Origin of the sequence: Bradyrhizobium canariense, from assembly GCF_019402665.1 — a bacterium.
In the GTDB taxonomy this organism is placed as follows: domain Bacteria; phylum Pseudomonadota; class Alphaproteobacteria; order Rhizobiales; family Xanthobacteraceae; genus Bradyrhizobium; species Bradyrhizobium canariense.
On sequence record NZ_VSST01000037.1, the window covers coordinates 176354 to 199931 of the forward strand.

The following is a 23578-nucleotide window of genomic DNA, read 5'->3' on the forward strand; positions in this document are numbered from 1 at the left end:
ACTTCATGAAGATCACTAGACCACCCCAGATTCGCAGGCGCGCCATCCACCTCGGCGGCGCGCTCGTCGGCATGGCGCTCGCCCTTGGCGGTTGCCAGCACGACGAAGCGGTCACGGCCTCCATTCCCGACGACTACAAGCAGCGCCATCCGATCGCCATCGAGGAGCAGAATCGCTCCATCGTCGTCTTCGTCGGCCATGCCCGCGGCGGCTTGACCGCGGCCCAGCGCGCCGACGTGATGGGCGTCGCTTCGGCCTGGATGCACGAAGGCACCGGCGCGATCCGGATCGACGTGCCGTCCGGCACGCCCAACGCGCGTCCGGTCGCGGACACCATGCGTGAAATCCAGGCGATCCTGTCGGCGGCGGGCGTTCCGCCGCGCGGCGTCAGCGCCCGCTCTTACCAACCGGAGGACAAGCGCTTCCTGCCGCCGATCCGGCTCACCTATTCCAAGATCGCGGCGGTCGCGGGCCCCTGCGGCCTGTGGCCGGAAGACATCGGCCCTTCGATGAAGAACAAGAGCTGGTTCGAGAACAAGGACTATTACAATTACGGCTGCGCCTATCAGCGCAACCTCGCGGCGATGGTCGACAATCCGTCGGATCTCGAGCAGCCCCGGCCCGAAACGCCGTCCTACACGCCGCGGCGGACCGCCGCGTTCGAGAAGTATCGCAAGGGAATGCCGACGGCGGTCGCCTATCCCGAGGCCGACAAGGCCAAACTCAGCGACACCGGCAGATGATCAGCTACGCTCGCCAGCCCCAAGAAGAACAGTCCGAGGCATCGCTCCCGCCGGTCGAGGAGCATATTGCGCCGGCGCCACGCGTTTCCGTCCAGGCTTTCTGCGAGACCGTGGAAACGGCGGCCGCCGTGCAGTCGGCCGGCGAAGATCGCCGTCTCGGCAAGGCCCATCTGAAGATCCAGATGGGGGGTATGGCGGCTGCGGTCGAAGCCTACCGCTCGGCACCCACGCCGAACGTGATCGTGCTCGAAAGCGACGGCCGCAACGACCTCCTGGGCGGGCTCGACCATCTGGCGACCGTCTGCGACGCCGGCACCCGCGTGGTCGTGATCGGCCGCATCAACGACGTCACGCTCTACCGCGAGCTGGTGCGCCGCGGCGTCAGCGACTACGTGCTCGCGCCGGTCGGCGCGATCGACGTCGTGCGCTCGATCTGCAACCTGTTCTCGGCGCCGGAAGCCAAGGCCGTCGGCCGCATCATCGCCGTGGTTGGCGCCAAGGGCGGCGTCGGCGCGTCAACTATCTCCCACAATGTTGCCTGGGCGATCGCCCGCGATCTCGCGATGGACGCGGTCGTCGCCGACCTCGACCTCGCCTTCGGCACGGCCGGGCTCGACTATAACCAGGATCCGCCGCAGGGCATTGCCGACGCCGTGTTCTCGCCCGATCGCGTCGACACCGCCTTCATCGACCGCCTGCTGTCGAAATGCACCGACCACCTCAGCCTGCTGGCGGCGCCGGCGACGCTCGACCGGGTCTATGATTTCGGCGCCGACGCCTTCGACGCCGTGTTCGACACGCTGCGCTCCACCATGCCCTGCATCGTGCTCGACGTTCCGCACCAATGGTCGGGCTGGACCAAACGCGCCCTGATTGGGGCGGACGACATCCTGATCGTGGCGGCGCCCGACCTCGCCAATTTGCGCAACGCCAAAAACATGTTCGATCTCCTGAAAGCCGCGCGCCCCAACGACCGGCCGCCGCTCTACTGCCTGAACCAGGTCGGCGTGCCGAAACGGCCCGAAATCGCCGCGGCGGAGTTCGCCAAGGCGATCGAGAGCCAGCCCGTCGTCTCGATCCCGTTCGAGCCGCAGATCTTCGGCTCGGCGGCCAATAACGGCCAGATGATCGCGGAAATCTCGGCCAACCATAAGTCGATCGAGATGTTCCTTCAGATCGCCCAGCGCCTGACCGGCCGCAGCGAAACGAAGAAGCAAAAATCGTCCCTGCTTTCACCCCTGATTGACAAGTTGCGGGGAAAATAGGCCGCCGCATGGAGTTTTTAAGTGTTCGGTAAGCGTAGCGGAACAGACGCCGACGCCCGGGCCCCGAAGCCCGGTGCCGTGTCGCCAGAGCCTGCCCAGGCTCCGGCGCCCGCCGTGTCGCGCGTGCCGCCGCCGGCAGTCTCGTCGCCGCCGCTCGCCCCGGCGAAGCCTGCGCCGACCATGGAAGCCCGCCGCTCGGACAATTATTACGAGGTTAAGGCGACCATCTTCGGCGCGCTGATCGAGGCCATCGACCTCGCCCAGCTCGCCAAGCTCGATTCGGAGTCCGCGCGCGAGGAAATCCGGGACATCGTCAACGAGATCATCGCGATCAAGAACATCGTGATGTCGATCGCCGAGCAGGAAGAGCTGCTCGACGACATCTGCAACGACGTCCTCGGCTACGGTCCGCTGGAGCCGTTGTTGTCGCGCGACGACATCGCCGACATCATGGTCAACGGCGCCGACACCGTCTACATCGAGGTCGCCGGCAAGATCCAACGCACCGGTATCCGCTTCCGCGACAATCAGCAGCTCCTCAACATCTGCCAGCGTATCGTCAGCCAGGTCGGCCGGCGCGTCGACGAATCCTCGCCGATCTGCGACGCGCGCCTGGCCGACGGCTCCCGCGTCAACGCCATCGTGCCCCCGCTGTCGATCGACGGCCCTACGCTCACCATCCGCAAGTTCAAAAAGGACAAGCTGACGCTCGATCAGCTCGTCAAGTTCGGCGCAATCTCGCCGGAAGGCGCGGAAATCCTCCAGATCATCGGCCGCGTCCGCTGCAACGTGCTGATCTCCGGCGGTACCGGCTCGGGCAAAACCACGTTGCTCAACTGCCTGACCAACTACATCGAGCACGACGAGCGCGTCATCACCTGCGAAGACGCCGCCGAACTCCAGCTCCAGCAGCCGCACGTAGTGCGACTGGAGACCCGCCCGCCCAACATCGAGGGCGAAGGCCAGGTGACCATGCGCGAACTGGTGCGCAACTGCTTGCGTATGCGTCCCGAGCGCATCATCGTCGGCGAAGTCCGCGGACCCGAGGCGTTCGACCTGCTCCAGGCCATGAACACCGGCCATGACGGCTCGATGGGCACGCTGCACGCCAACAATCCGCGCGAGGCGCTATCGCGCTGCGAATCCATGATCACGATGGGCGGCTTCTCCCTGCCTTCACGCACCATCCGCGAGATGATCTGCGCCTCGATCGACGTCATCGTCCAGGCAGCGCGGCTGCGCGACGGTTCGCGCCGCATTACCCACATCACCGAAGTGATGGGCATGGAAGGCGACACCATCATCACCCAGGACGTCTTCCTCTACGACATGGTCGGCGAGGACGCCAACGGCAAGATCATCGGCCGGCACCGGTCGACCGGAATCGGCCGCCCGAAATTCTGGGAACGCGCCCGCTATTACGGCGAAGAGAAGCGCCTTGCCGCGGCGCTCGACGCCGCGGAAGTGGCGCCGCCGACGTGAGCAGGTCAGCACAGCCATGAACATGCAAGTCCTTGCCCTCGCCTTCCTTGCCACCGCGACCGTCGGCGGCCTCGCCTGGGTCTTCCTTTATCCGATGCTGTCCGGGGAACGGAAGGCCGAGAGCCGCCGCGCCTCGATCTCGCGCGCCGAGGCGCCCACGGCCCGCGCCGCCGAGAAGACGCAGCGCTCGCGCCGCGAGCAGGTCGAAACCTCGCTCAAGGATCTCGAGGCGCGGCGCCAGCAGGAGAAGAGCGTATCGCTCAGTGTTCGCCTGTCGCAGGCCGGCCTCGACTGGACGCCGCAGAAATTCTGGATCGCATCCGCCGTCGTGGCGGGCGTGCTGTTCGCAGTCGCCTTGTTCATCGGCGGCGGCCTGCTCGGTGCCGCCGGCTTCGCTTTTGCCGGCGGGCTCGGTCTGCCCCGCTGGGCGCTCGGCTTCCTGAAGAAGCGCCGCGAAAACAAGTTCCTGGCCGCCTTGCCCGATGCCGTCGACGTCATCGTCCGCGGCATCAAGGCGGGCCTGCCGCTGTTCGAATCGATCAAGGTGGTCGCCGCCGACGCGCCAGAGCCGCTACGCTCCGAGTTTCTGTCCATCATCGAGACGCAGGCGATCGGCATGCCGCTCGGCGAGGCCTGCACGCGACTCTACGATCGGATGCCGCTGCCCGAGGCCAATTTCTTCGGCATCGTCATCTCGATCCAGCAGAAATCGGGCGGCAACCTCTCCGAAGCGCTCGGCAACCTCTCCAAGGTGCTGCGCGACCGCAAGAAGATGAAAGAGAAGATCCAGGCGATGTCGATGGAAGCCAAGGCCTCGGCCGGCATCATCGGCTCGCTGCCGCCGATCGTGATGTTTCTCGTCTACCTCACGACGCCGGGATACATCTCGATGCTTTGGACTCATCCCACCGGCCAGCTCATGCTGGTCGGCTGCGTCGTCTGGATGTCGATCGGCATCATGGTGATGAAGAAGATGATCAATTTCGACTTCTGATGGTGCCTTATGGTAGAGTTCCTCGTTGCGAAACTTCACGACGTTCACTTCATGACGATGCTGCTGGCGGCCATCGCCGCCAGCGCCACCGTCTATACGCTGGTGATGCCGCTGTTCGCCGGCGAGGGCCTTTCCAAGCGCATGAAGGCGGTTGCGAACGAACGTGAGCGCATCCGGCAGCGCGAGCGCGAGCGCCTCCACAAGAGTGAAAAAGTCTCGCTGCGACAGACGCCGAAGCAGCTCGTCTCGAAGGTCGTCGATGACTTCAACCTGACCAAATGGCTCGCGCAGGAAGCTGCGCGGGACAAGCTCATCATGGCGGGCTATCGAGGCCAGGCGCCCTACATCACCTTCCTGTTCGCCCGCCTGGTTGCCCCGATCGTGCTATTCGTCGGTTCGGTCATCTACGTGTTCCTGATCGCGCACATGCAGCAGTCGTTGCCGATCAAGATCGGCATCTGCGTCGGTGCGGCCTATCTCGGACTTCAGGCGCCAATGCTGTTCCTCAGGAACGCGATCTCCAAGCGCCAGCTCTCGATCAAGCGCGCCTTTCCCGATGCGCTCGACCTGCTCCTGATCTGCATCGAATCCGGCATGTCGGTCGAGATGGCGTTCCGGAAGGTCGCGGTCGAAATCGTGAGCCAGTCGATCGCGCTGTCCGAGGAGTTCACCCTGACCACGGCCGAGCTGTCATATCTGCAGGATCGCAAGGTCGCCTACGAGAACCTCGCGCGGCGCACCGGGCTCGAGGGCGTCAAGTCGGTATGTCTCGCGCTCCAGCAGGCCGAGCGTTACGGCACCCCGCTCGGTCAATCCTTGCGGGTGATGGCGCAGGAAAATCGCGACATGCGCATGAACGAAGCCGAGAAAAAGGCCGCAGCACTGCCGCCGAAGCTGACGGTACCGATGATCCTGTTCTTCCTGCCGGTGCTGTTCGTCGTCATCCTCGGGCCGACGGGGATCAAGGTCACCGAGATGCAATGACGTTAGACGCGGACCGCGCACGGTCCGCGGGCGCCTTCAAGATTGGAAGATCAAGACTCGAAGATCACGTCTGATCAGTCGGGCTGGCCGAGCGAGGCGACCGGAATCCGCTTCGGCGCACCCCGCCGGACGTCGTTGCGGGTCAGCATTTCCTTGAGATAGGCGACGTTGGCCACAGCCTGGTCCGGCGGCAGGTCCGCTTTCACGATGGTCTCGGCTTCGGCGAAGCGGCCCTGGAGACCGACGACCAGACCGAGATTCTGCCGCACCCGCGCGTTTGCGCGCGGCGAGGCATAGGCTTGCCGCAGGGCGTCTTCGGCCTTCGGCAGGTCTCTCGACAACATATAGGACAGGCCGAGATTGGAGAGCACACCGGGATCGCCAGGCGCGATCTTGAGCGCGCTCGCATAATAGGAGCGCGCTTCCTCGTGACGGCCCATCTGATCGAGCGCGGTCCCCTGTACCGAGAGCAGGCGCCAATCCGGGTTATCGGGCGAATGCGCCTTCGACAACACGTCGAAGGCTTGCTGGAAATTGCCGTTGTCGGAGAGCGCGCGGCCGTATTGGGCCATCAGCGCCTTGTTGCCGGGATTGGCGATGGTCGCCTGCTCGAGCACGGCGGCGGCCTGGGCGTGCTGGCCGTTGGCGCGCAAGGCCTGACCGTAGGCGAGCGCCGCATCGGCGTCTTTGGGATTGGCACGATAGCGCTCGCCATAGACTTCGGCAGCACGCGCGGGATCGGTGGGAGCGGCTTCCGCTCGCGGCCCGCCCGAGCCCGTGACGTCGGAGAGTTTCGACATCGCCGTGCAGCCGCCGAGGCCCATGGCCACCGCCGCGACCAGCGAGGTGGACGCGAAAAGCCGGGCAAGACTGAGCCGTCCAAGACTGAACCGTTCAAGACCGAACCGTTGACGCATGACGCTTTGACTCTCGAGCCGATTGATCGAGCCGAACGCGCCAGCAATAGACTGTTAACCCTAACGGCCGGTTAATTCCCCGGACCCGCGTCCCTCACTGCGGCGCCGGCGGCGGGACCTTGCCGCCGAGACCCGGATCGAGACCGAGCGCCTTTGCCTGCTCGTTCAGGTCTCGCAGCAATTGCAATCGTTGCCGCGTCTCGATCTCGAGATCGATACCCGGGCGCGCCACCCTCGGCAATTCGCGCCGAAGGTCGTCACGATTGACCAGACGCCTCGCGCGGAGCTCGTCGAGCTGAAAATCGTCGATGCCGAGCACATTTGCAGATTGTTCGATCAACCGACGCAGCAGCGATGTCACCGTGGCCGCGGCGTCGACCTCATGCTTGCGTGCGGATCTCGATAACTTGCTTTCGAGATCTGCCCAGACGTGGGAGGTGACGAGATAGACGTGGAGCAAATCGGCCCAATCCGCCTCGCCATCGGCATAGAAGGCGCGGCGCAGCAGGAGCCGGCGGGCGAATGCCGCGACCTGATCCCGTTTCAGCGTCGTGCATGCGTCGATCTCGATGCCCGACTGGACGGCCGGATCTCGGGAAAAATCCCGCCCGGCCGGCAGCCCGACGACGCCGTGCGGCAGGTTGGAATCGAGGAGCCTGAAGACACCATCCTTGCGCGGACGTGAGTAGCGGGCGATCGCGAAGCGATACTCGGTGCGGCCGCCATGGGACATCGGATGGGACATCGGGCCGAAATGGATGACGTTGAAGCCGGCGTCGTCACCGGCCTGCCCGGTCGATGACGGACAGGACAAGACGTAGATCGTGCGCCAGAATGCTTCATCGCTCTCGCTCGACATGGCGCGCGGATCGGGAATCGAATAGCGCGTCAACCCTTCGACATGCCGGTGTCCGTGCAGAACCAGATCGACGTTGAGCGATGTCGCCGCTTCGAGGAAGGTCGCGGGCGCGGCGAGATACATCAGCGGTTCGTCGGGCACGCCGAGAAACCGCTTTCCTTCTCCGGTCGCCTGCGGCAGTGGATGATGGTGCAGCGCCAGTACGCGCACGAGGTTTTCCACCGGCTCGGCATAATCGGCGCGGCCGCCCGAGCCGAGGCTGCCCGCGAGCTCGACGCTCAGCCGCGCGGAATCCGAAACCATGGCGTTATAGGCGCTCTGGTCGACGTTGCCGCTCGCGAGCGTCGTGAGGCTCGCGCGGTTGGAATCCAGCAGCACCAGATCGAGGCCGGCCTGACGGTAGTAGACGCTCTTCGAGGTCCGCGGCAAATGCAGGTAATCATAGACGTCGTAGCGGCCTGCACGCTGGCTCGAGCGCTTGACGTCGTGATTGCCGGCGATTGCCTGGATGTCGGTGAACAGCCCGGTCTGTCGGAAGGACGCGATGACTGCGAGCGCTTCGTCGAGCGCAGGCGGCGTCGGGTCGCCCACGATATCGCCGGTGATCAGCAGGATGCGATCGGGAATGTCCGCGAAGTCCGCCATCCTCTCGCGAATTGCGGCATTGAGCGTCTCGATCGTCGCAAGCAGTCGACCAGACCCGTCCAGATGCAGGTCGGAAATCTGTACGATGACGAACGATCTATCCATTTTGCGTCGCTCATTTGCGAATGTCGCGCCGCGCAAACGATGAGAGAAATGCCTTCGACGATCAGGTTCAGGCCGGTTTCAACCCAGGCCGTGATGAGCCAGGTAGCAATGACTTTCGCCACGTGCAGAACCCGCACGACACAATCTAAAATATTGGCCAATAATGCCACAACCGCAGCGCTAGTAAAGCCCCGCGGCCGCTCGCGCGAACCGCGGATCTTGGCATGAGATACGGAGCCCGCCCGATGATGGTTTCGCACACTTGATCAATATTCGATGGCGAGCCGCTTGCGGATTTCGTCAATGCGCTTGTCCAGTGCATCGAACCGCGCGTGAACGGAGCGGTCGTGGAGATAAAAGGCGTAACCGCCGGCAAGGAACGCGAATATCCAATGATGATGCTCGACATAGCCAAAAATCGCCTCGACCGCCTGGCCGATGAATGTGACCACGCTCCACACAAATTCCATTGCATTTCCTCCCGGCCGGCTTTGTCGTCGGCCGCCGGAGATCTCCGCACCCGACGGCCGTTGCCGGAACCTAGCATGGCCCCCTTGCTGCGAGTAGCGGATCGCTGAACGGTGGCAGCAAAGCTGATTGCGGCGGCGGCAAAACTCTGCGAAATCTCGTCCGTTCGTATGACCCGCTCGATCTGGATCCGGACCCGCCAATGCCTTCTGTCTTCGAGACGTCGCCTACCGCCATCCCGATCACCTTCGTCACCAAGTCGAGCTGGGATCAGGTCGCCGAGGGGCTACCGGCGGCGCAACGCCAGTTCGCCATTGCGAGCGCCTTTACCGCAAAGCCGGGCGGCTATCTCGCGCTGCCCGCGCTCGATGGCGCGATCGCGCAAGTGCTGTTCGGGCTCGAGGACGAAGGTGCAAGATCGCGCGACCTGTTCCGACCGGGCGCCCTGCCCGGCCTGCTGCCGCCGGGCATCTATCGCTTCGCCAATGCACCGCACGATGCACGGCTCGCCGCACTCGCCTTCGCGCTCGGCAGCTACCGCTTCGCCCGGTACCGCAAGGCGGATCGCCCCGAGGTCCGCCTCGTGCCGCCCTACGGCGTCGACGCGACCGAGATCAACCGCATGGCGGACGCCGCAACACTGGCGCGCGACCTCATCAACACGCCGGCCAATGACATGGGGCCGGAAGAGCTGGCCGCGGCCGCGCAGGATCTCGCCGCCGAATTCGGTGCAAGCTTTGCCTGCACCATCGGTGACGACTTGAAGACGAATTTTCCGCTGATCCACGCCGTCGGCATGGCATCTAGCCGCGCGCCGCGGCTGATCGACATCGGCTGGGGCGACCCGGCCCATCCCAAGGTGACGCTGGTCGGCAAGGGCGTCTGCTTCGACACCGGCGGGCTCGACTTGAAGCCGTCGAGCGGCATGCTGATCATGAAGAAGGACATGGGCGGCGCCGCCAACGTGCTGGCGCTGGCGCGCATGGTGATGGATGCGAAGCTGAAGGTGCGACTGCGCGTGCTGATTCCGGCCGTGGAGAACGCGGTCGCGGGCAATGCCTTCCGCCCGCTCGACATCTTCACCTCGCGCAAGGGCATCACCGTCGAGATCGGCAATACGGACGCGGAGGGACGGCTGGTGCTCGCCGACGCGCTGGCGCTGGCGGACGAGGAAAAGCCGGACCTGCTGATCGATCTCGGCACGTTGACGGGAGCGGCACGCGTCGCGCTGGGGCCGGATTTGCCGCCCTTTTACACCAATGATGAGGCGCTGGCCGCCGACGTCGCACGATGCGCGGCGAGGGAGAACGATCCGTTGTGGCGCATGCCACTGTGGCCGCCTTACGATGCGTGGCTGGACTCCAAGACGGCCACCATCACCAACGCACCGTCAGGCGGCTTTGCCGGCTCGATCATCTGCGCGCTGTTCCTGCAACGCTTCGTCGAACAGGCCAAGAGCTGGCTGCATGTCGACATCTACGGCTGGACGCCGTCGGCGAAGCCCGCACGCCCCGAGGGCGGCGAGTGCCAGGCCGCGCGCGCGATCTACACATTGTTGAGCGAGCGCTATGCGTGATCCGGGACGAGATCCAAGGCTGACACCGTCGCGAGGCGACCTCGCCGCGAAGTATCTCGAAGGCACGGTGCAGGCGGATCGCTTCGTCACGGGCGAGGAATTCGAGATGATCGAGGCGATCGCGCCCGTGCGCGAGCAGCCGTCGCCGAACGCGATGCTGATGACGCAAGCGTTGCGCGGCGAGCGCGTCACGGTCTACGATCGCAACGGCGAAGGCTGGGCATGGGGTCAGCTTTCCGGTGACGGCTATGTCGGCTGGCTGCCGGACGCAGCGCTCATGAAGCCTGCGGCCGCGCCGACCCACATAGTCAGGGCTTTACGAACCTTTGCCTTCCCCGGCCCCTCGATCAAGCTGCCGCCGGCGGACACGCTGGTGATGGGATCGAAGATCGCGGTTGCACGCGAGGACGGCAGCTTCGCCGTGACGGGCGACCGACAATATCTGCCCAAGGCCCATCTCGCCCCGCTTGGCCATCGCGAGCCGGATTTCGCCGCAGTCGCCGAGCGTTTCGTCGGCACGCCCTATCTCTGGGGTGGCAAGAGCAGCCTCGGCGTCGATTGCTCCGGCCTCGTCCAGATCTCGCTGACATCAGCGGGCATCGGCTGCCCGCGCGACAGCGACATGCAGCAGGCCGGCCTCGGCCGCGCGCTGGAGCCGCATGAGCGGAGCAGCTTGCTGCGCGGCGATCTCATTTTCTGGAAGGGTCATGTCGCCATCGTCCGCGACGCCGACACTATGGTCCACGCCAATGCGCATCACATGGCAACGGCGATCGAGCCGATCGAGCCGGCCATCGCAAGGATCAAGCAAGCCGGCAGCGAGGTCACCGCGATCAAGCGGCTCTGACGGACGCTAAGTCGCCGCAGACCCATTCCCCGCCGTCTCCAGCCGGAACGCCGCCGCAAACAGCGCGCGCGTGTAATCCGTCTTCGGGTTCTTGAAGAGCTCGGCGGCCTGGCCTTCCTCGACCACCTTGCCGCCGCGCATCACGATCAGATGGCTGGCGAGCGAGGCGACGACGCGCAGATCGTGCGAGATGAACATGTAGGTGAGATCGCGCCGGCGCTGCAATTCACGTAGCAGATCGACCATTTGCGCCTGAATCAGCATGTCGAGCGCACTGGTCGGCTCGTCCAGCACGACGAAATCCGGCTCCAGCACCACCGCCCGGGCGATGCTGATGCGCTGGCGCTGGCCGCCGGAGAATTCATGCGGATAACGGTGGCGGGTATCCGGCTTCAGTCCGACGTCCTCGAGCGCCTTGACGACGCGCTCCTCACGCTCGCCGCGCGAGAGCTGCGGCTGATGCACGGTGAGGCCTTCGGCGACGATGTCGACGACCGACATGCGCGGGCTGAGCGAGCCGAACGGATCCTGGAACACGATCTGCATGTCGCGCCGGAACGGCCGCATCTCCTTGAAGCGCAGGCCCTGGATATCCTTTCCCAGGAACACAATGCGTCCGTTCGACGAGATCAGCCGCAGCAATGCGAGCCCCAGCGTGGTCTTGCCCGAGCCGGACTCGCCGACGACGCCAAGCGTCTCGCCCTTGCGCACGGCGATGCTGACACCGTCGACCGCCTTGATGTGACCGACCGTCTTGCGCATCAACCCGCGCTTGATCGGAAACCAGACTTTCAGGTCGTCGGCCGACATCACCACCGGCGCATCCGGCTGCGGCGGCGCCGGATCCGGCTTCGGCTCCGCGGCAAGCAGGTCGCGCGTGTAAGGATGCTTCGGGGTCTTGAACACTTGCTCGACCGGCCCCTGCTCGACGATCTCGCCGCCCTTCATGACGCAGACCTGGTCGGCGATGCGGCGCACGATGCCGAGATCGTGGGTGATGAAGAGCAGGCTCATGCCGAGGCGACTGCGGATCTCCGCGAGCAGCGTCAGGATCTGCGCCTGCACGGTGACGTCGAGCGCCGTGGTCGGCTCGTCCGCGATCAAGAGGTCAGGCTCGTTGGCGAGCGCCATCGCGATCATCACGCGCTGACGCTGGCCGCCGGAGAGCTGGTGCGGATAGCTCTTCAGCCGCGTTTCAGGCTCGGGAATGCCGACCTGCGTCAGCAATTCCAGCGTCCGCCTGCGCGCCTCGGCGTTGCTGGTCGGATTGTGCAGCTGGATGATCTCGCCGATCTGCGCCTCGATCGTGTGCAGTGGATTGAGCGAGGTCATCGGCTCCTGGAAGATGATGGAGATGTCGCTGCCGCGAATCTCCCGCATCTCCTGCTCCGACCGGTCGATCAGTTCCTGGCCCTTGAAGTGGATGCTGCCCGAAGGATGCGAGGCGTTCGGATAGGGCAAGAGCTTGAGGATCGAGAGCGCGCTGACCGACTTGCCGGAGCCGGACTCGCCGACCAGCGCCACGCACTCGCCGCGCCTGATCTGGAACGAGATCTTGTCGACCGCGAGCGTGGTGACGCCGCCCTGGTGGAAGGCCACCGAGAGCTCGCGCACGCTGAGCAGGGGCTGGTTGATCGCGTCCATTGGCTTACCTGAACGTCTTGCGCGGATCGAACGCGTCGCGCACGGCCTCGCCGATGAAAATCAAGAGCGACAGCATGATGGCGACCGAGAAGAAGCCGGAGAAACCGAGCCAGGGCGCCTGCACGTTGGACTTGCCCTGCGACAGCAGCTCGCCGAGCGACGGCGAGCCGGGCGGCAGTCCGAACCCGAGGAAGTCGAGCGCCGTTAGCGTCATCACCGAACTCGACACGATGAACGGCAGGAACGTCATGGTCGCGACCATCGCGTTCGGCAACAGATGCCGGAACATGATGACCTTGTTCGACACGCCGAGCGCCCGCGCCGCCTGGATATACTCGAAATTGCGCCCGCGCAGGAATTCCGCGCGCACGAGTCCGACCAGCGACACCCAGGAAAACAACAGCAGGATGCCGAGAAGCACGAAGAAGCCGGGCACGAGCACCGACGACAGGATCAGCAGTAGATAGAGCGAAGGAATCGCAGTCCATATCTCGATGAAACGCTGGAACAACAGGTCGATCCAGCCGCCGAAATAGCCCTGCACCGCGCCGGCCGCGATACCGACGATGGAGGAGACGATGGTCAGGCAGAGGCCGAACAGCACCGAGATGCGGAAGCCGTAGATCAGCCGCGCCACCACGTCACGGCCCTGATCGTCGGTGCCGAGCCAGTTGTATTCGAGATCGCGGCAGCTCTTGAGGCCTTTCTTCTCGACGACAGGCTTGCATTGCGCTTCCGTCAGCATCCAGGTCGGCTTCGACGGCGCCGGCGTCGGCAGATCGAGATTGTGGGTGTCGTAGGAATAGCGGATCAGCGGCCAGACGATGCTGCCACCCTTGTCCTTGATCAACTTCTGCAGATAGGGATCGCGATAGTCGGCCGCCGTTTCGAAATCGCCGCCGAAAGTGGTTTCCGAATAGGTGACGACGGAGGGCCAATAAAGGTGGCCATCATATTTGATCAGGAACGGCCGATCATTGGCGATCAGCTCGGCGAACAACGACACCACAAACAGGATCAGGAAGATCCAGAACGACCAATAGCCGCGCCGGTTCGCCTTGAAATTCTGCCAGCGGCGCCTGTTGAGCGGCGACGGCACGAACGGTCTGCGCGTGATCGGCACGGCATTGCCGAGCGGCGACTTCGCAGTGGTTTCGATCGGCGTGGTGGGGGCGGCCAGCGTCATCAGACCTCCCGCGCCTCGAAATCGATTCGCGGATCGATCCACATATAGGTCAGGTCAGAGATCAGGTTGATCACGAGGCCGACGAGCGAAAAGATGAAGAGCGTGCCGAACACCACGGGGTAGTCGCGGTTGAGAACGCTCTCGAAACTGAGCAGTCCCAGTCCGTCCAGCGAGAAGATGGTCTCGATCAGAAGCGAGCCCGAGAAGAAAGCGTGAATGAAGGTCGAGGGAAAGCCGGCGATGACGATCAGCATCGCGTTGCGGAAGACGTGGCCATAGAGCACCCTATTCTCGCTGCAGCCTTTCGCGCGCGCGGTCATCACGTATTGCTTGCGGATCTCGTCCAGAAACGAATTCTTTGTCAGGAACGTCATGGTGGTGAACGCACCGAGCCCCATGGCGATCAGCGGCAGCGTCAAATGCCAGAAATAATCGATGATCTTCCAGTACCACGGAAATTGCGACCAGCCGTCTGACGTCAGTCCGCGCAGCGGGAACCAGTTGAAGAACGAGCCACCGGCAAACAGGATGATCAAGAGGATCGCGAACAGGAAGCCGGGTATGGCGTAGCCGAGCACGAGCACGCTCGACGTCCAGGTGTCGAAGCGCGTCCCGTCCCTGACCGCCTTGCGGATGCCGAGCGGAATCGAGATCAGGTAGGTCAGCAGCGTCAGCCATATGCCGAGCGAGATCGAGACCGGCAACTTCTCCTTGACGAGTTGCAGCACGCTGACATCGCGAAAATAGCTCTTGCCAAAATCGAAGCGGGCGAAATTCCAGACCATCAGTGCGAAGCGCTCCGGGGCCGGCTTGTCGAAGCCGAACTGCACTTCCAGCTTTTTGATGAAATCGGGATCGAGGCCTTGCGCGCCGCGATATTTCGAATTGATAGCGTCGCCGCCAGCGCCTAACTGCCCCGGGGCGCGTTGCGCAAAGTCGCTGCCGCCCGAAATGCGCGAGGTCCCGCCGGTATCGGCGCCCGAGAGCTGCGCGATCACGCGCTCGACCGGCCCGCCCGGCGCGAACTGCACGACGATGAAGGAGACGAAGAGGATCCCGAGCAAGGTCGGGATCATCAGCAGGATGCGGCGGGCGATATAGGCGCTCATGGCTGTTTCGCCTGCTCGAGCCTGGCGGCCTTGCCGCCATCATGCCACCAGATGTCGGGGGCACCGACGCCGTTGGCATAACGCGGCGGCTTCTGCGGATGACCGAATTGGTCCCAATAAGCAAGCCGGTGCGTTTTGTTGTACCATTGCGGCACCCAATAACGGCCGGCGCGGAACAGGCGATCGAAGGCCCGGCAGGCGACGGTCAAGTCCTCGCGATTGTCCGCCGCCATGATCTTCTCGATCATGGCGTCGATGGCCGGACTGGCGACGCCCGCGAGATTATACGAGCCCTTGGTCGCCGCGACCTGCGACGAGAAGAACGCGCGCATAGCATCGCCCGGTGTCGCCGACATGCTGAAGCGTTGGATCGTCATATCGAAGTCGAAATCTTCCTGGCGCGCCTTGTGTTGCACGGCATCGACGAGGCGCACGCTCGCTTCGATGCCGAGCGTCGCGAGATTCTTGATGTAGGGCCCATGGTGCGGCTGGAACGAAGCCTCGTCCAACAGGAATTCGATCCTGAAGATCTCGCCGTTCGGCAGCACCCTCTTGCCGTCCTTGATTGGCAGGCCGGCGTCGCTGAGCAGTTGCTGCGCCTTGCGCAGCAGGCTGCGGTCCTGCCCGGAGCCGTCCGAGACCGGCGGCGTGAACGGCGCAGCGAACACCTCGTCGGGAATCTGGCCGCGAAACGGCTCCAGCAGCTTCAGCTCTTCCGGCGGCGGAGGCCCGTCGCTCGCCATGAGGTCCGAGTTCTGAAATGGCGACACCGTGCGGGCATAAGCACCGTACATGATGGTCTTGTTGGTCCACTCGAAGTCGAAGGCGTCGATCAGTGCCTCGCGCACGCGGGGATCCCTGAACTTGTCGCGCCGGGTGTTGATGAACCATCCTTGCGCGCCGGAGGGCGTGTCGTCGGGCACGACCTCCATCTTGACGCGACCGTCCTTCACCGCAGGGAAGTCATAGCGGGTCGCCCAGATCCGAGAGGTGAACTCCTCGCGGTAGAGATAGTTCTTACCGGTGAAACCTTCGAAGGCGACATCGCGGTCGCGGTAGAATTCGTAGCGCACGACGTCAAAATTGTAGCTGCCGCGACAGGGGGGCAGATCGGCAGCCCACCAATCCTTGACGCGCTCGTATTCGATGTAGCGGTTGACCTCGAACTTGCCGACCTTGTACGGCCCCGAACCCAACGGGATCTCCAGAGACGTTTCGTCGAACGAACGGGAGGCATAGTAGGCTTTCGAGAAGATCGGCAGACTCGCCACATAGAGTGGCACGTCGCGCGCGCGTCCCTTGGCGAAGGTCACAACAAGCGTCGCATCGTCAACAGCTTCCGCGCTGACCATATCGCGCATCTGCACGATGATCAGGGGATGGCCCTTCGTCTTCAGCGACGTCAGCGAAAACGCCGCGTCGTGCGCGGTCAGCTTGGTGCCGTCGTGGAACTTCGCCTCGGGCCGCATCGTGAAGCGATAAACCAGCTTGTCTGCCGATATATTTACAGACTTGGCGGCAAGCCCGTACATCCCGTCCGGTTCGTCATTGGCTCGCACCATCAGCGGCGCAAACGTCATGTCCATGCCCTGCGCGCCATCGCCTTTGAGGATGAAGGCATTGAGCGAGTTGAAGGTTTGGTAGGACTGGTTGTAGGCGCGCACCGACGGAATCAGCGAGAAGGTGCCGCCCTTCGGCGCGTCGACATTGACGTACTCGAAGTGATGGAAATCGGCGGGATATTTGAGGTCGCCGAAGGCCGACATGCCGTGGGCCTCGGCGGGCATCTCGGACGCTGTCGCGCCCCGGAGCCAGGCCGCGCTGAACGCGCCACCGGCACCCAAAACCAGCACATGCCGGCGTGAAAGCTGCGCCATGCGGAGAATGTCCTTCACGACTTCTTTGCGATCCGCGCCGCCTTGTCCGCGTCGTACCACCAGATGAACGGAAAGCCGGACTGACCGTATTTGGGCAATTCCGCCGGCCGGCCGAACCGATCCCAGCGCGCGGTGCGCACCTTCGTATAAGTCCACTGCGGCACGACGTAGTGATTCCACAACAGCACGCGGTCGAGTGCCTTGGTTGCCGCGACAAGATCGTCGCGACCCTTGGCGTAGATCACCCGCTCGATCAGCTTGTCGACCGCCGGATTCTTGATGCCGGTGATATTGCGCGAACCGGCGATGTCAGCCGTCTTCGAGGACCAGAATTCGCGCTGCTCGTTGCCCGGCGACTGCGACTCGCCCCAGGAGTTGGTGACGATGTCGAAATCCCACTCGCGCGTCCTGTTCTCGTACTGGGTGGGATCCACCGTCCGCACGCTGACGGCAATGCCGAGCCGTTCCAGCGACGGCTTATAGAACAGCGTGATCCGCTCGAAGCTCGGATCCGAGTTCAACAGTTCGAGGGAGAACTGGGCGCCGGTCTTGACGTCGATCAGCTTGCGGTCGCGCACCTCGTAGCCGGCCTCCTTGAATAGGCGCAGCGCCTCGCGCAGGTTATCGCGCACGGCTTCCGGACTGCCGCCGACTGGATTGGTATAGGCCGTCGTGAAGACTTCGGGCGGGACCTCGGCGCGGACCGTCTCGAGAATCTCGAGCTCCTTGCCCTGCGGCAACCCGGTCGCCATCAGCTCATCGATGCCGTCGAAATAACTGCTGATGCGCTTGTACTGGCCGTAGAAGATCTGCCTGTTCATCTCCTCGAAGTCGAACGCGTAATTGAGCGCGCGTCGCACGCGCGGATCTTTGAACTTGGCGCGGCGCAGGTTCGGCACGAAGGCCTGCATGACGCCCGAGCTGCGATTGGCGAACTCCTCGAGGATCACGCGCTTTTCGGTGACGGCCGGGAAGTCGTAGGCTGTCGCCCAGTTCTTCGCGCTGTTCTCGGTGCGCCAATCGACCTGATCGGCCTTGAAGGCCTCGATCGCCACGGTGGCGTCGCGGAAATACTCGTAGCGCAGCTCGTCGAAATTATTACGGCCCACATTGGCCGCGAGGTCGCGCCCCCAATAATCTTTTACGCGCTCCAGCGCGATCGACCGTCCGGCAACGAATTCCTTGACCCGGTAGGGGCCCGACCCCAGCGGCACTTCGAGCGTGGTAGCGGAGACATCGCGCTTGCGGCCCTGCGCGTCGGTGCCCTCCCACCAATGCTTCGGCAGGACCGTGAGCTGCCCGACGATCTGCGGCAATTCGCGGTTGCCCGGCGCGTCGAACACGAACTTTACCTCGCGCTCGCCGACCTTCTCGGCTTTCACCACATGGCTGTAATAGGCCGAGTACTGCGGGTGGTGCTTCTTGAAGGAATCGAGCGAGAAAATCACGTCGTCGGCGGTAACAGGCTTGCCGTCGTGCCATTTGGCTTGCGGCCGCAAGCGGTAAGTCACGAAGGAGAAATCATCCGGATGGCTGACGGCCTCGGCCAGCGCGCCGTATTCCGTCGAGACTTCGTCGAGCGCGGCCGTCGTGAGGGATTCGTAGATGAATGCCACGGCGCCGGCGACTTGCCCCTTCACACCGGAGACGACGATGTTGAAATTGTCGAATGTGCCGACGGCGATCTGGCGCGCGACGCCGCCTTTTGGCGCTTCCGGATTGACATAGTCGAAGCGCTTGAAGTCCGCGGGGTATTTGACCTGTCCGAACAGCGACAGAGCATGGCGCCAGGTGGGCTCGTTGGCGGATTGCGCGTGTGCCACGCCGACGGCGGGAAGGCCCGCTACGGAACCAAGGGCGGGGAGCGTTACGGCAGCAGTGCCAGTGAGCAGGAGATCGCGTCGGGTAAGGGCCAAATCAACATTCCTGTCTTGAAGGAGGCTACTCCTTTAAGTTCCCAATATAGGCGAGGTTTCGACGGAATATGTTGCTTTTTCCTCATCTTGGAAGGCCGGCTGGCTGATCGCTGCGGCCAAACGCCCCGATAACAACGCCGCGAGGCCCGGATAAGCGAACGGCCGGGCTTTGAGCCCGGCCGCGTACGAAGAGCGAAGTCGACAGGCCTTACTTCGCCGCGGTGGGCAGCGGCTTCGGGCTGTCGGAGAGGCTGTTCAGGTAAGCGATCACGTCGGCGCGCTCGCTATCCTTCGGGATGCCGGCAAAGCCCATGGCGGTGCCCGGGACAGCCGCCTTGGGATTGGCGATGAATTTGTTGAGCGCATCGAAGTCCCACGTGCCGCCCTTGGCCTTCATCGCAGCCGAGAAGTTGAAGCCGCCGCGACCTTCGCCAACATGGTCGCCGACAACGCCGTAGAGGTTCGGACCGACACGGTTGGGGCCGCCCTTCTCGAAGGTGTGGCAGGCGCCGCACTTCTTGGCGGCGGCGGCGCCCTTCTCGACCGAGGCGGTCTGGAGCAGCTTTTCGATCGGCTCGGCGGCCGTGGGGGCAGCTCCGCCTTCCTGGCCGTGGCCGGCGTCTTCCTTCACTGCGATCTCGAACCCCGGCTTTTCCGGCATCTTGGGCGAGAACAACGCCTGGGCGGTGAAGCTCGTCACCAGCAGAAGGAGACAGGTGCCGAGCACGGCACCGAGAATCTTGTTCAGTTCGAAAGAGTCCATTTCCGGCCAGGCCCCACACCGCAAGAAGGATCGAGCGGCCCAATGCGGCCGCCAGGACGAGCCTCGGAGAATCAACGTTCCTTACTGTTTCCCCGAGTTTTGCCATTGAGATATCGGTTTGCCCGGGGTCTGGCAACCCGTATAAGCGAGCGGGCTTCACGCCCGTCCCCACCCCATTTCTCGGCGCGGAAAACGCCCCGTTTCCAGGCCCTTGAACGATGATCGATCCCCGCATCCTGGTGCTTATTCCGGCCCGCATGGCCGCCACCCGCCTGCCCGGCAAGCCGCTTGCCGATATCGCGGGGCAGCCGATGATCGTGCACGTGATGCGCCGCGCCGAGGCCGCCGGGATAGGCCGGGTCGCGGTCGCAACCGACACAGCGGAGATCGCGTCCGTCGTGACCGCCCATGGCGGCGAGGCCGTGATGACCCGCCCGGAGCACCCGTCCGGCTCCGACCGCATCCACGAGGCCATGCTGAAGCTCGATCCGGACGGCAAAGCCGAGATCGTGGTCAATCTGCAGGGCGATTTCCCGACCATCACGATCGACAACATCCGCGAGGTGCTGCCGCCGCTGCAAGACCCCGTCGTGGACATCGCAACGCTGGCTTCGCAGATCCACACCGAGGAGGAGGACCTCGCGCCGAGCGTCGTGAAGGCGATCGGGACCTCGCTCGGCGGCAGACGTATGCGCGCACTTTATTTCACTCGCGCAACCGCCCCGACCGGCGACGGACCGCGCTACCACCATATCGGTCTCTATGCCTATCGCCGTGCTGCGCTGGAACGCTACGTCCGGCTCCCGCCCTCGCCGCTGGAATTGCAGGAGAAGCTCGAGCAGCTCCGGGCGCTCGAGGCCGGAATGCGCATCGACTTCACCATTGTCGATACCGTACCCCGCGGGGTCGACACGCCGGCGGACCTGGAAACCGCCCGCAGCATCCTTTCCAAATCCTGAGCCGCTGTTACAAGGCCGAGCATGAGCAAGCTGAAAATCGCATTCCAGGGCGAGCCTGGCGCCAATTCCCACATCGCCATCGTCGAGGCCTATCCCGACGCCGAGCCGATGCCCTGCGCCACCTTCGAGGACGCCTTGTCGGCGATCTCGTCCGGCGAAGCCGATCTCGGTATGATCCCGATCGAGAATTCGGTCGCGGGCCGCGTCGCCGACATCCATCATTTGCTGCCGGCCTCCGGCCTCTTCATCATTGGCGAATGGTTTCTGCCGGTCCGGCATCAGCTGATGGCGGTGAAGGGCACCCGGCTCGAAGACATCAAGAGCGTCGAAAGCCATGTGCACGCGCTCGGCCAGTGCCGGCGCATCATCCGCAAGCTCGGCATCAAGCCCATCGTGCACGCCGATACCGCCGGCAGCGCCCGCGACATCTCCGAGCGCAACGACAAGACGGTGGCCGCGATCGCCTCGCGCCTGGCCGCAAAGATTTACGGCCTCGACATTTTGGCCGAGGACATCGAGGACGAGGCCCACAACACCACGCGCTTCGTGGTGCTGGCGCGCGAACCGAAATGGGCCGCACAGGGCTCCGGTCCGCTGGTCACGACTTTTGTGTTCCGGGTGCGCAATTTGCCGGCCGCGCTCTACAAGGCGCTCGGTGGCTTTGCCACCAACGGCGTCAACATGACCAAGCTCGAGAGCTACATGGTCGACGGCAATTTCTTCGCCACCCAGTTTTACGCCGACGTCGACGGCCACCCCGAGGACAAGGGGCTCGCTTTCGCGATCGAGGAGCTGAAATTCTTCTCGCGCGAATTCCGCATCGTCGGCGTGTATCCAGGCCACCCGTTCCGCGCGACGATGGAATAGTCCCGTGTCCGGGACGCGCGAAGCGCGAGCCGGGGCACGAGAGCTTTATCCGACCGCCTTAAGTCCGAACGCCTCCGCCAGCAGCGAATACGATTTCTTCCGCGCCTCGTGATCGTACACGGCGGTGATCACCATCAACTCGTCCGGCTTGCTCGCGTCGATCAACGGCTGCAGTGTCTTCTGCACGGTTGCAGTGCTGCCGACGAACAGGCGCGAGCGGTTGCGCCGGATCGAGATGCGCTCCGAGTCGCTATAGGGATAGGCCAGCGCCTCTTCGACGCTCGGCAACGGAAGATACTGGCCGCGGTCGCGGCGCAGGCGGTTGAGGTCGAAAGACGCGGCGAGCTTTTCGGCTTCGTCATCGGTGTTGGCCGTGATGACGGCGACCGCGAGGATCGCGCGCGGACTCGCACTCCAGGCCGAGGGCTGAAAACGATTGCGATAGTGCACCATCGCATCGATCGCATCGTGGGACGCAAAATGATGGGCGAATGCGAAGCCCATGCCGACCTGCGCGGCGAGCTCCGACGAATAATCGCTGGAGCCGAGCAGCCAGATCGGCGGCAACGGCGTATCGTCGGGCATCGCGACGACGTTGTGGTAGGGATGGCCCGAGGGGAATTCCCGGGTCTGCCACAGGATCAATTCGTGCAGCCGCTCGAGGAAATCATCGCCTTCGCGGCGGTCGAGCCGGCTGCGCAGCGCATAGGCCGTGGCACCGTCAGTGCCGGGGGCGCGGCCGAGGCCGAGATCGATGCGGCCGGGAAACAACGCCTCCAGCATCTTGAAGCGCTCGGCCACGACCAGCGGCGCGTGATTTGGCAGCATCACGCCACCGGAGCCGACGCGGATGTGCTTCGTCACCGCCGCGATTTGCCCGATCATCACGTCGGGCGCCGGACTAGCGACAGAGGCGAGATTGTGATGCTCAGCGAGCCAGTAGCGGACATAGCCGAGCCCATCGACATGGCGCGCCAGGTCGATGCTGTTGCGCAGCGCCGCGGCGGGCTTTGTGCCGCTTGTGACGACGGAGAGGTCGAGGACTGAGAGCGGGATCATGGCGCGCTAACGTAGTGGAGAGCGGCGCAGCGGCAATGGGCCGGGCGCGCAGGTCTGACGTGCAGGCCGCGGACTCGCGGGACTTCGCCGCAGTGTTGGGACAGCGACCGCGCTAATAGTATCATCTTCATATTGCCCACCGATAATTCGCGCCGAACGAACCACCCTCTTCTATTATATATCTGATATATCAGATATTTTATCTAGAATCGAACTTCCCACCTCGACCTCTAACCTCAGACGTTTCTTAATTTATACCGGTAAAGTGGGCAATTTCCCATCACTGATGGGCTGTCGAGTGCGGCCGCTTTGGCCTATCTTGACCTCTCCCAATCTAGACCTGACCGCCGGCCGCCAGCGACCCGGCGAGCCCTTGGAGTGAGTGGTGCCCATGACTGACGCGACGATGCCTGCCCACACCGACGGGCAAGACGGGTACCTGAAGCGGCCTGCGATCTCCTTCGAGTTCTTTCCGCCCAAGACGGAAGATATGGAGCGCAATCTCTGGGACACCATCAACCGGCTGGCCCCGCTCGACCCGAAATTCGTCTCGGTGACCTATGGCGCCGGCGGCTCGACCCGTGAGCGGACCCACGCGACCATCTCGCGCATCCTGAAAGAGACCGCGCTGCTGCCGGCCGCGCATCTGACCTGCGTCGGCGCCTCACGCGGGGAGATCGACGAGATCGTCGACCGCTATCACGAGGTCGGCGTCCGCCACATCGTGGCATTGCGCGGCGATCCCGCCGGGGGCATCGGCACGGCCTATTGCAGCCATCCCGATGGTTACCAGAGCTCCGCCGATCTCGTCGCCGGCATCAAGAAGCGGCACGGCGATATCGAGGTGTCGGTCTCGGCGTACCCCGAGAAGCATCCCGAGGCGCGCGACTTCGACGATGACATCGACACGCTGCAGGCCAAGGTCGATGCGGGCGCGACCCGCGCGATCACGCAGGTGTTCTTCGATAACGACCTCTACTTCCGCTATCTCGACCGCGTGCGGGCGCGCGGGATCAACATCCCGATCGTGCCGGGCATCATGCCCATGCACAATTTCAAGCAGGCTCGCAATTTCGTCACCCGCGCCGGCACCTCCGTGCCGGATTGGTTCGCCGCGAAATTCGAGGGCCTCGACGACGACGCCGAGACCCGCAAGCTGGTGGCGGCCACCGTCGCCGCCGGCCAGGTGCAGAAGCTGGCCAAGCACGGCGTCGACACCTTCCATTTCTACACCATGAACCGCGCCGATCTCGTGTTCGCGATCAGCCATTTGCTCGGCATCCGCGCCAAGAGCGCGCAGAAGGCGGCTTAAG

Annotated in this window: 20 protein-coding genes; 10 read left to right on the forward strand and 10 right to left on the reverse strand. The window is 64.0% G+C overall.

Annotated features, from left to right (window positions below; translation table 11 throughout):
• Window positions 1-5: 5 nt before the first annotated feature.
• Genes FXB41_RS19890 through FXB41_RS19910 form a run of 5 tightly spaced genes read left to right on the forward strand, consistent with a single transcriptional unit; the run spans window position 6 to window position 5468 of the window.
• Window positions 6-743 (forward strand): CpaD family pilus assembly protein, encoded by a 738-nt coding sequence (locus tag FXB41_RS19890; protein WP_007599776.1) that lies wholly within the window; start codon window positions 6-8, stop codon window positions 741-743.
• A complete protein-coding gene (locus FXB41_RS19895) occupies window positions 740-2008 on the forward strand; it encodes a CpaE/TadZ family protein (protein WP_007599774.1) in 1269 nt (422 codons plus the stop codon). The genes FXB41_RS19890 and FXB41_RS19895 overlap by 4 nt, the downstream gene beginning before the upstream one ends.
• 21 nt (window positions 2009-2029) lie before the next feature.
• Window positions 2030-3490: a TadA family conjugal transfer-associated ATPase gene (locus FXB41_RS19900; RefSeq protein WP_219682906.1), complete on the forward strand. Its 1461-nt coding sequence runs from the start codon at window positions 2030-2032 to the stop codon at window positions 3488-3490.
• 16 nt (window positions 3491-3506) lie between these two features.
• The gene (locus FXB41_RS19905) at window positions 3507-4484 is read left to right on the forward strand and encodes a type II secretion system F family protein (RefSeq protein WP_219682907.1); all 978 of its coding nucleotides are present in this window, start codon (window positions 3507-3509) and stop codon (window positions 4482-4484) included.
• A gap of 9 nt (window positions 4485-4493) precedes the next feature.
• Window positions 4494-5468: a type II secretion system F family protein gene (locus FXB41_RS19910; RefSeq protein WP_007599767.1), complete on the forward strand. Its 975-nt coding sequence runs from the start codon at window positions 4494-4496 to the stop codon at window positions 5466-5468.
• A 74-nt stretch (window positions 5469-5542) separates the two neighbouring features.
• Here the strand turns inward: FXB41_RS19910 and FXB41_RS19915 are convergent, their stop codons facing one another.
• The 3 genes from FXB41_RS19915 to FXB41_RS19925 all read right to left on the reverse strand — a co-directional run bounded on the left by FXB41_RS19915 (window position 5543) and on the right by FXB41_RS19925 (window position 8464).
• The gene (locus tag FXB41_RS19915) at window positions 5543-6385 is read right to left on the reverse strand and encodes a tetratricopeptide repeat protein (protein WP_219682908.1); all 843 of its coding nucleotides are present in this window, start codon (window positions 6383-6385) and stop codon (window positions 5543-5545) included.
• A gap of 94 nt (window positions 6386-6479) precedes the next feature.
• The gene (locus FXB41_RS19920) at window positions 6480-7994 is read right to left on the reverse strand and encodes a metallophosphoesterase family protein (RefSeq protein ID WP_219682909.1); all 1515 of its coding nucleotides are present in this window, start codon (window positions 7992-7994) and stop codon (window positions 6480-6482) included.
• A 266-nt stretch (window positions 7995-8260) separates the two neighbouring features.
• Complete coding sequence (locus FXB41_RS19925; protein WP_007599763.1) at window positions 8261-8464, reverse strand: hypothetical protein; 204 nt, start codon at window positions 8462-8464, stop codon at window positions 8261-8263.
• Between the two features lie 200 nt (window positions 8465-8664).
• Here FXB41_RS19925 and FXB41_RS19930 point away from each other — a divergent pair, with 200 nt between their 5' ends.
• On the forward strand, window positions 8665-10038 hold the full coding sequence (locus FXB41_RS19930; RefSeq protein WP_219682910.1) for a leucyl aminopeptidase family protein: 1374 nt from the start codon (window positions 8665-8667) through the stop codon (window positions 10036-10038).
• Window positions 10031-10885, forward strand: coding sequence for a C40 family peptidase (locus FXB41_RS19935; protein ID WP_219682911.1), 855 nt, complete (start codon window positions 10031-10033; stop codon window positions 10883-10885). The genes FXB41_RS19930 and FXB41_RS19935 overlap by 8 nt, the downstream gene beginning before the upstream one ends.
• A 6-nt stretch (window positions 10886-10891) precedes the next feature.
• On the opposite strand, the gene FXB41_RS19940 is transcribed toward FXB41_RS19935, so the two are convergent.
• The 6 genes from FXB41_RS19940 to FXB41_RS19965 form a co-directional block, all read right to left on the reverse strand.
• Window positions 10892-12529 carry an ABC transporter ATP-binding protein gene (locus FXB41_RS19940; protein ID WP_219682912.1) on the reverse strand — a complete coding sequence of 546 codons (1638 nt, stop codon included), beginning with the start codon at window positions 12527-12529 and terminating at the stop codon, window positions 10892-10894.
• A 4-nt stretch (window positions 12530-12533) separates the two neighbouring features.
• A complete protein-coding gene (locus FXB41_RS19945) occupies window positions 12534-13715 on the reverse strand; it encodes an ABC transporter permease (RefSeq protein ID WP_219682913.1) in 1182 nt (393 codons plus the stop codon).
• Entirely contained in the window at window positions 13715-14824 is a 1110-nt protein-coding gene (locus FXB41_RS19950; protein WP_007605353.1) for a microcin C ABC transporter permease YejB, read from the reverse strand. Before FXB41_RS19950 ends, FXB41_RS19945 begins: the two co-directional genes overlap by 1 nt.
• Window positions 14821-16701, reverse strand: coding sequence for an extracellular solute-binding protein (locus tag FXB41_RS19955; protein WP_219682914.1), 1881 nt, complete (start codon window positions 16699-16701; stop codon window positions 14821-14823). Before FXB41_RS19955 ends, FXB41_RS19950 begins: the two co-directional genes overlap by 4 nt.
• Window positions 16702-16715: 14 nt before the next feature.
• A complete protein-coding gene (locus FXB41_RS19960) occupies window positions 16716-18617 on the reverse strand; it encodes an extracellular solute-binding protein (protein WP_219682915.1) in 1902 nt (633 codons plus the stop codon).
• Between the two features lie 208 nt (window positions 18618-18825).
• On the reverse strand, window positions 18826-19380 hold the full coding sequence (locus tag FXB41_RS19965; RefSeq protein ID WP_219682916.1) for a c-type cytochrome: 555 nt from the start codon (window positions 19378-19380) through the stop codon (window positions 18826-18828).
• Between the two features lie 218 nt (window positions 19381-19598).
• Between FXB41_RS19965 and FXB41_RS19970 the strand changes: the two genes are divergently transcribed.
• Both FXB41_RS19970 and FXB41_RS19975 read left to right on the forward strand, forming a co-directional pair.
• Window positions 19599-20339 (forward strand): 3-deoxy-manno-octulosonate cytidylyltransferase, encoded by a 741-nt coding sequence (locus FXB41_RS19970; RefSeq protein ID WP_007599748.1) that lies wholly within the window; start codon window positions 19599-19601, stop codon window positions 20337-20339.
• 21 nt (window positions 20340-20360) lie between these two features.
• Window positions 20361-21206 (forward strand): prephenate dehydratase, encoded by an 846-nt coding sequence (locus FXB41_RS19975; RefSeq protein WP_007599747.1) that lies wholly within the window; start codon window positions 20361-20363, stop codon window positions 21204-21206.
• A 45-nt stretch (window positions 21207-21251) separates the two neighbouring features.
• On the opposite strand, the gene FXB41_RS19980 is transcribed toward FXB41_RS19975, so the two are convergent.
• On the reverse strand, window positions 21252-22265 hold the full coding sequence (locus tag FXB41_RS19980; RefSeq protein ID WP_219682917.1) for an LLM class flavin-dependent oxidoreductase: 1014 nt from the start codon (window positions 22263-22265) through the stop codon (window positions 21252-21254).
• 391 nt (window positions 22266-22656) lie between these two features.
• Between FXB41_RS19980 and metF the strand changes: the two genes are divergently transcribed.
• Window positions 22657-23577 (forward strand): methylenetetrahydrofolate reductase [NAD(P)H], encoded by a 921-nt coding sequence (gene metF / locus FXB41_RS19985; protein WP_219682918.1) that lies wholly within the window; start codon window positions 22657-22659, stop codon window positions 23575-23577.
• Window position 23578: the final 1 nt, after the last annotated feature.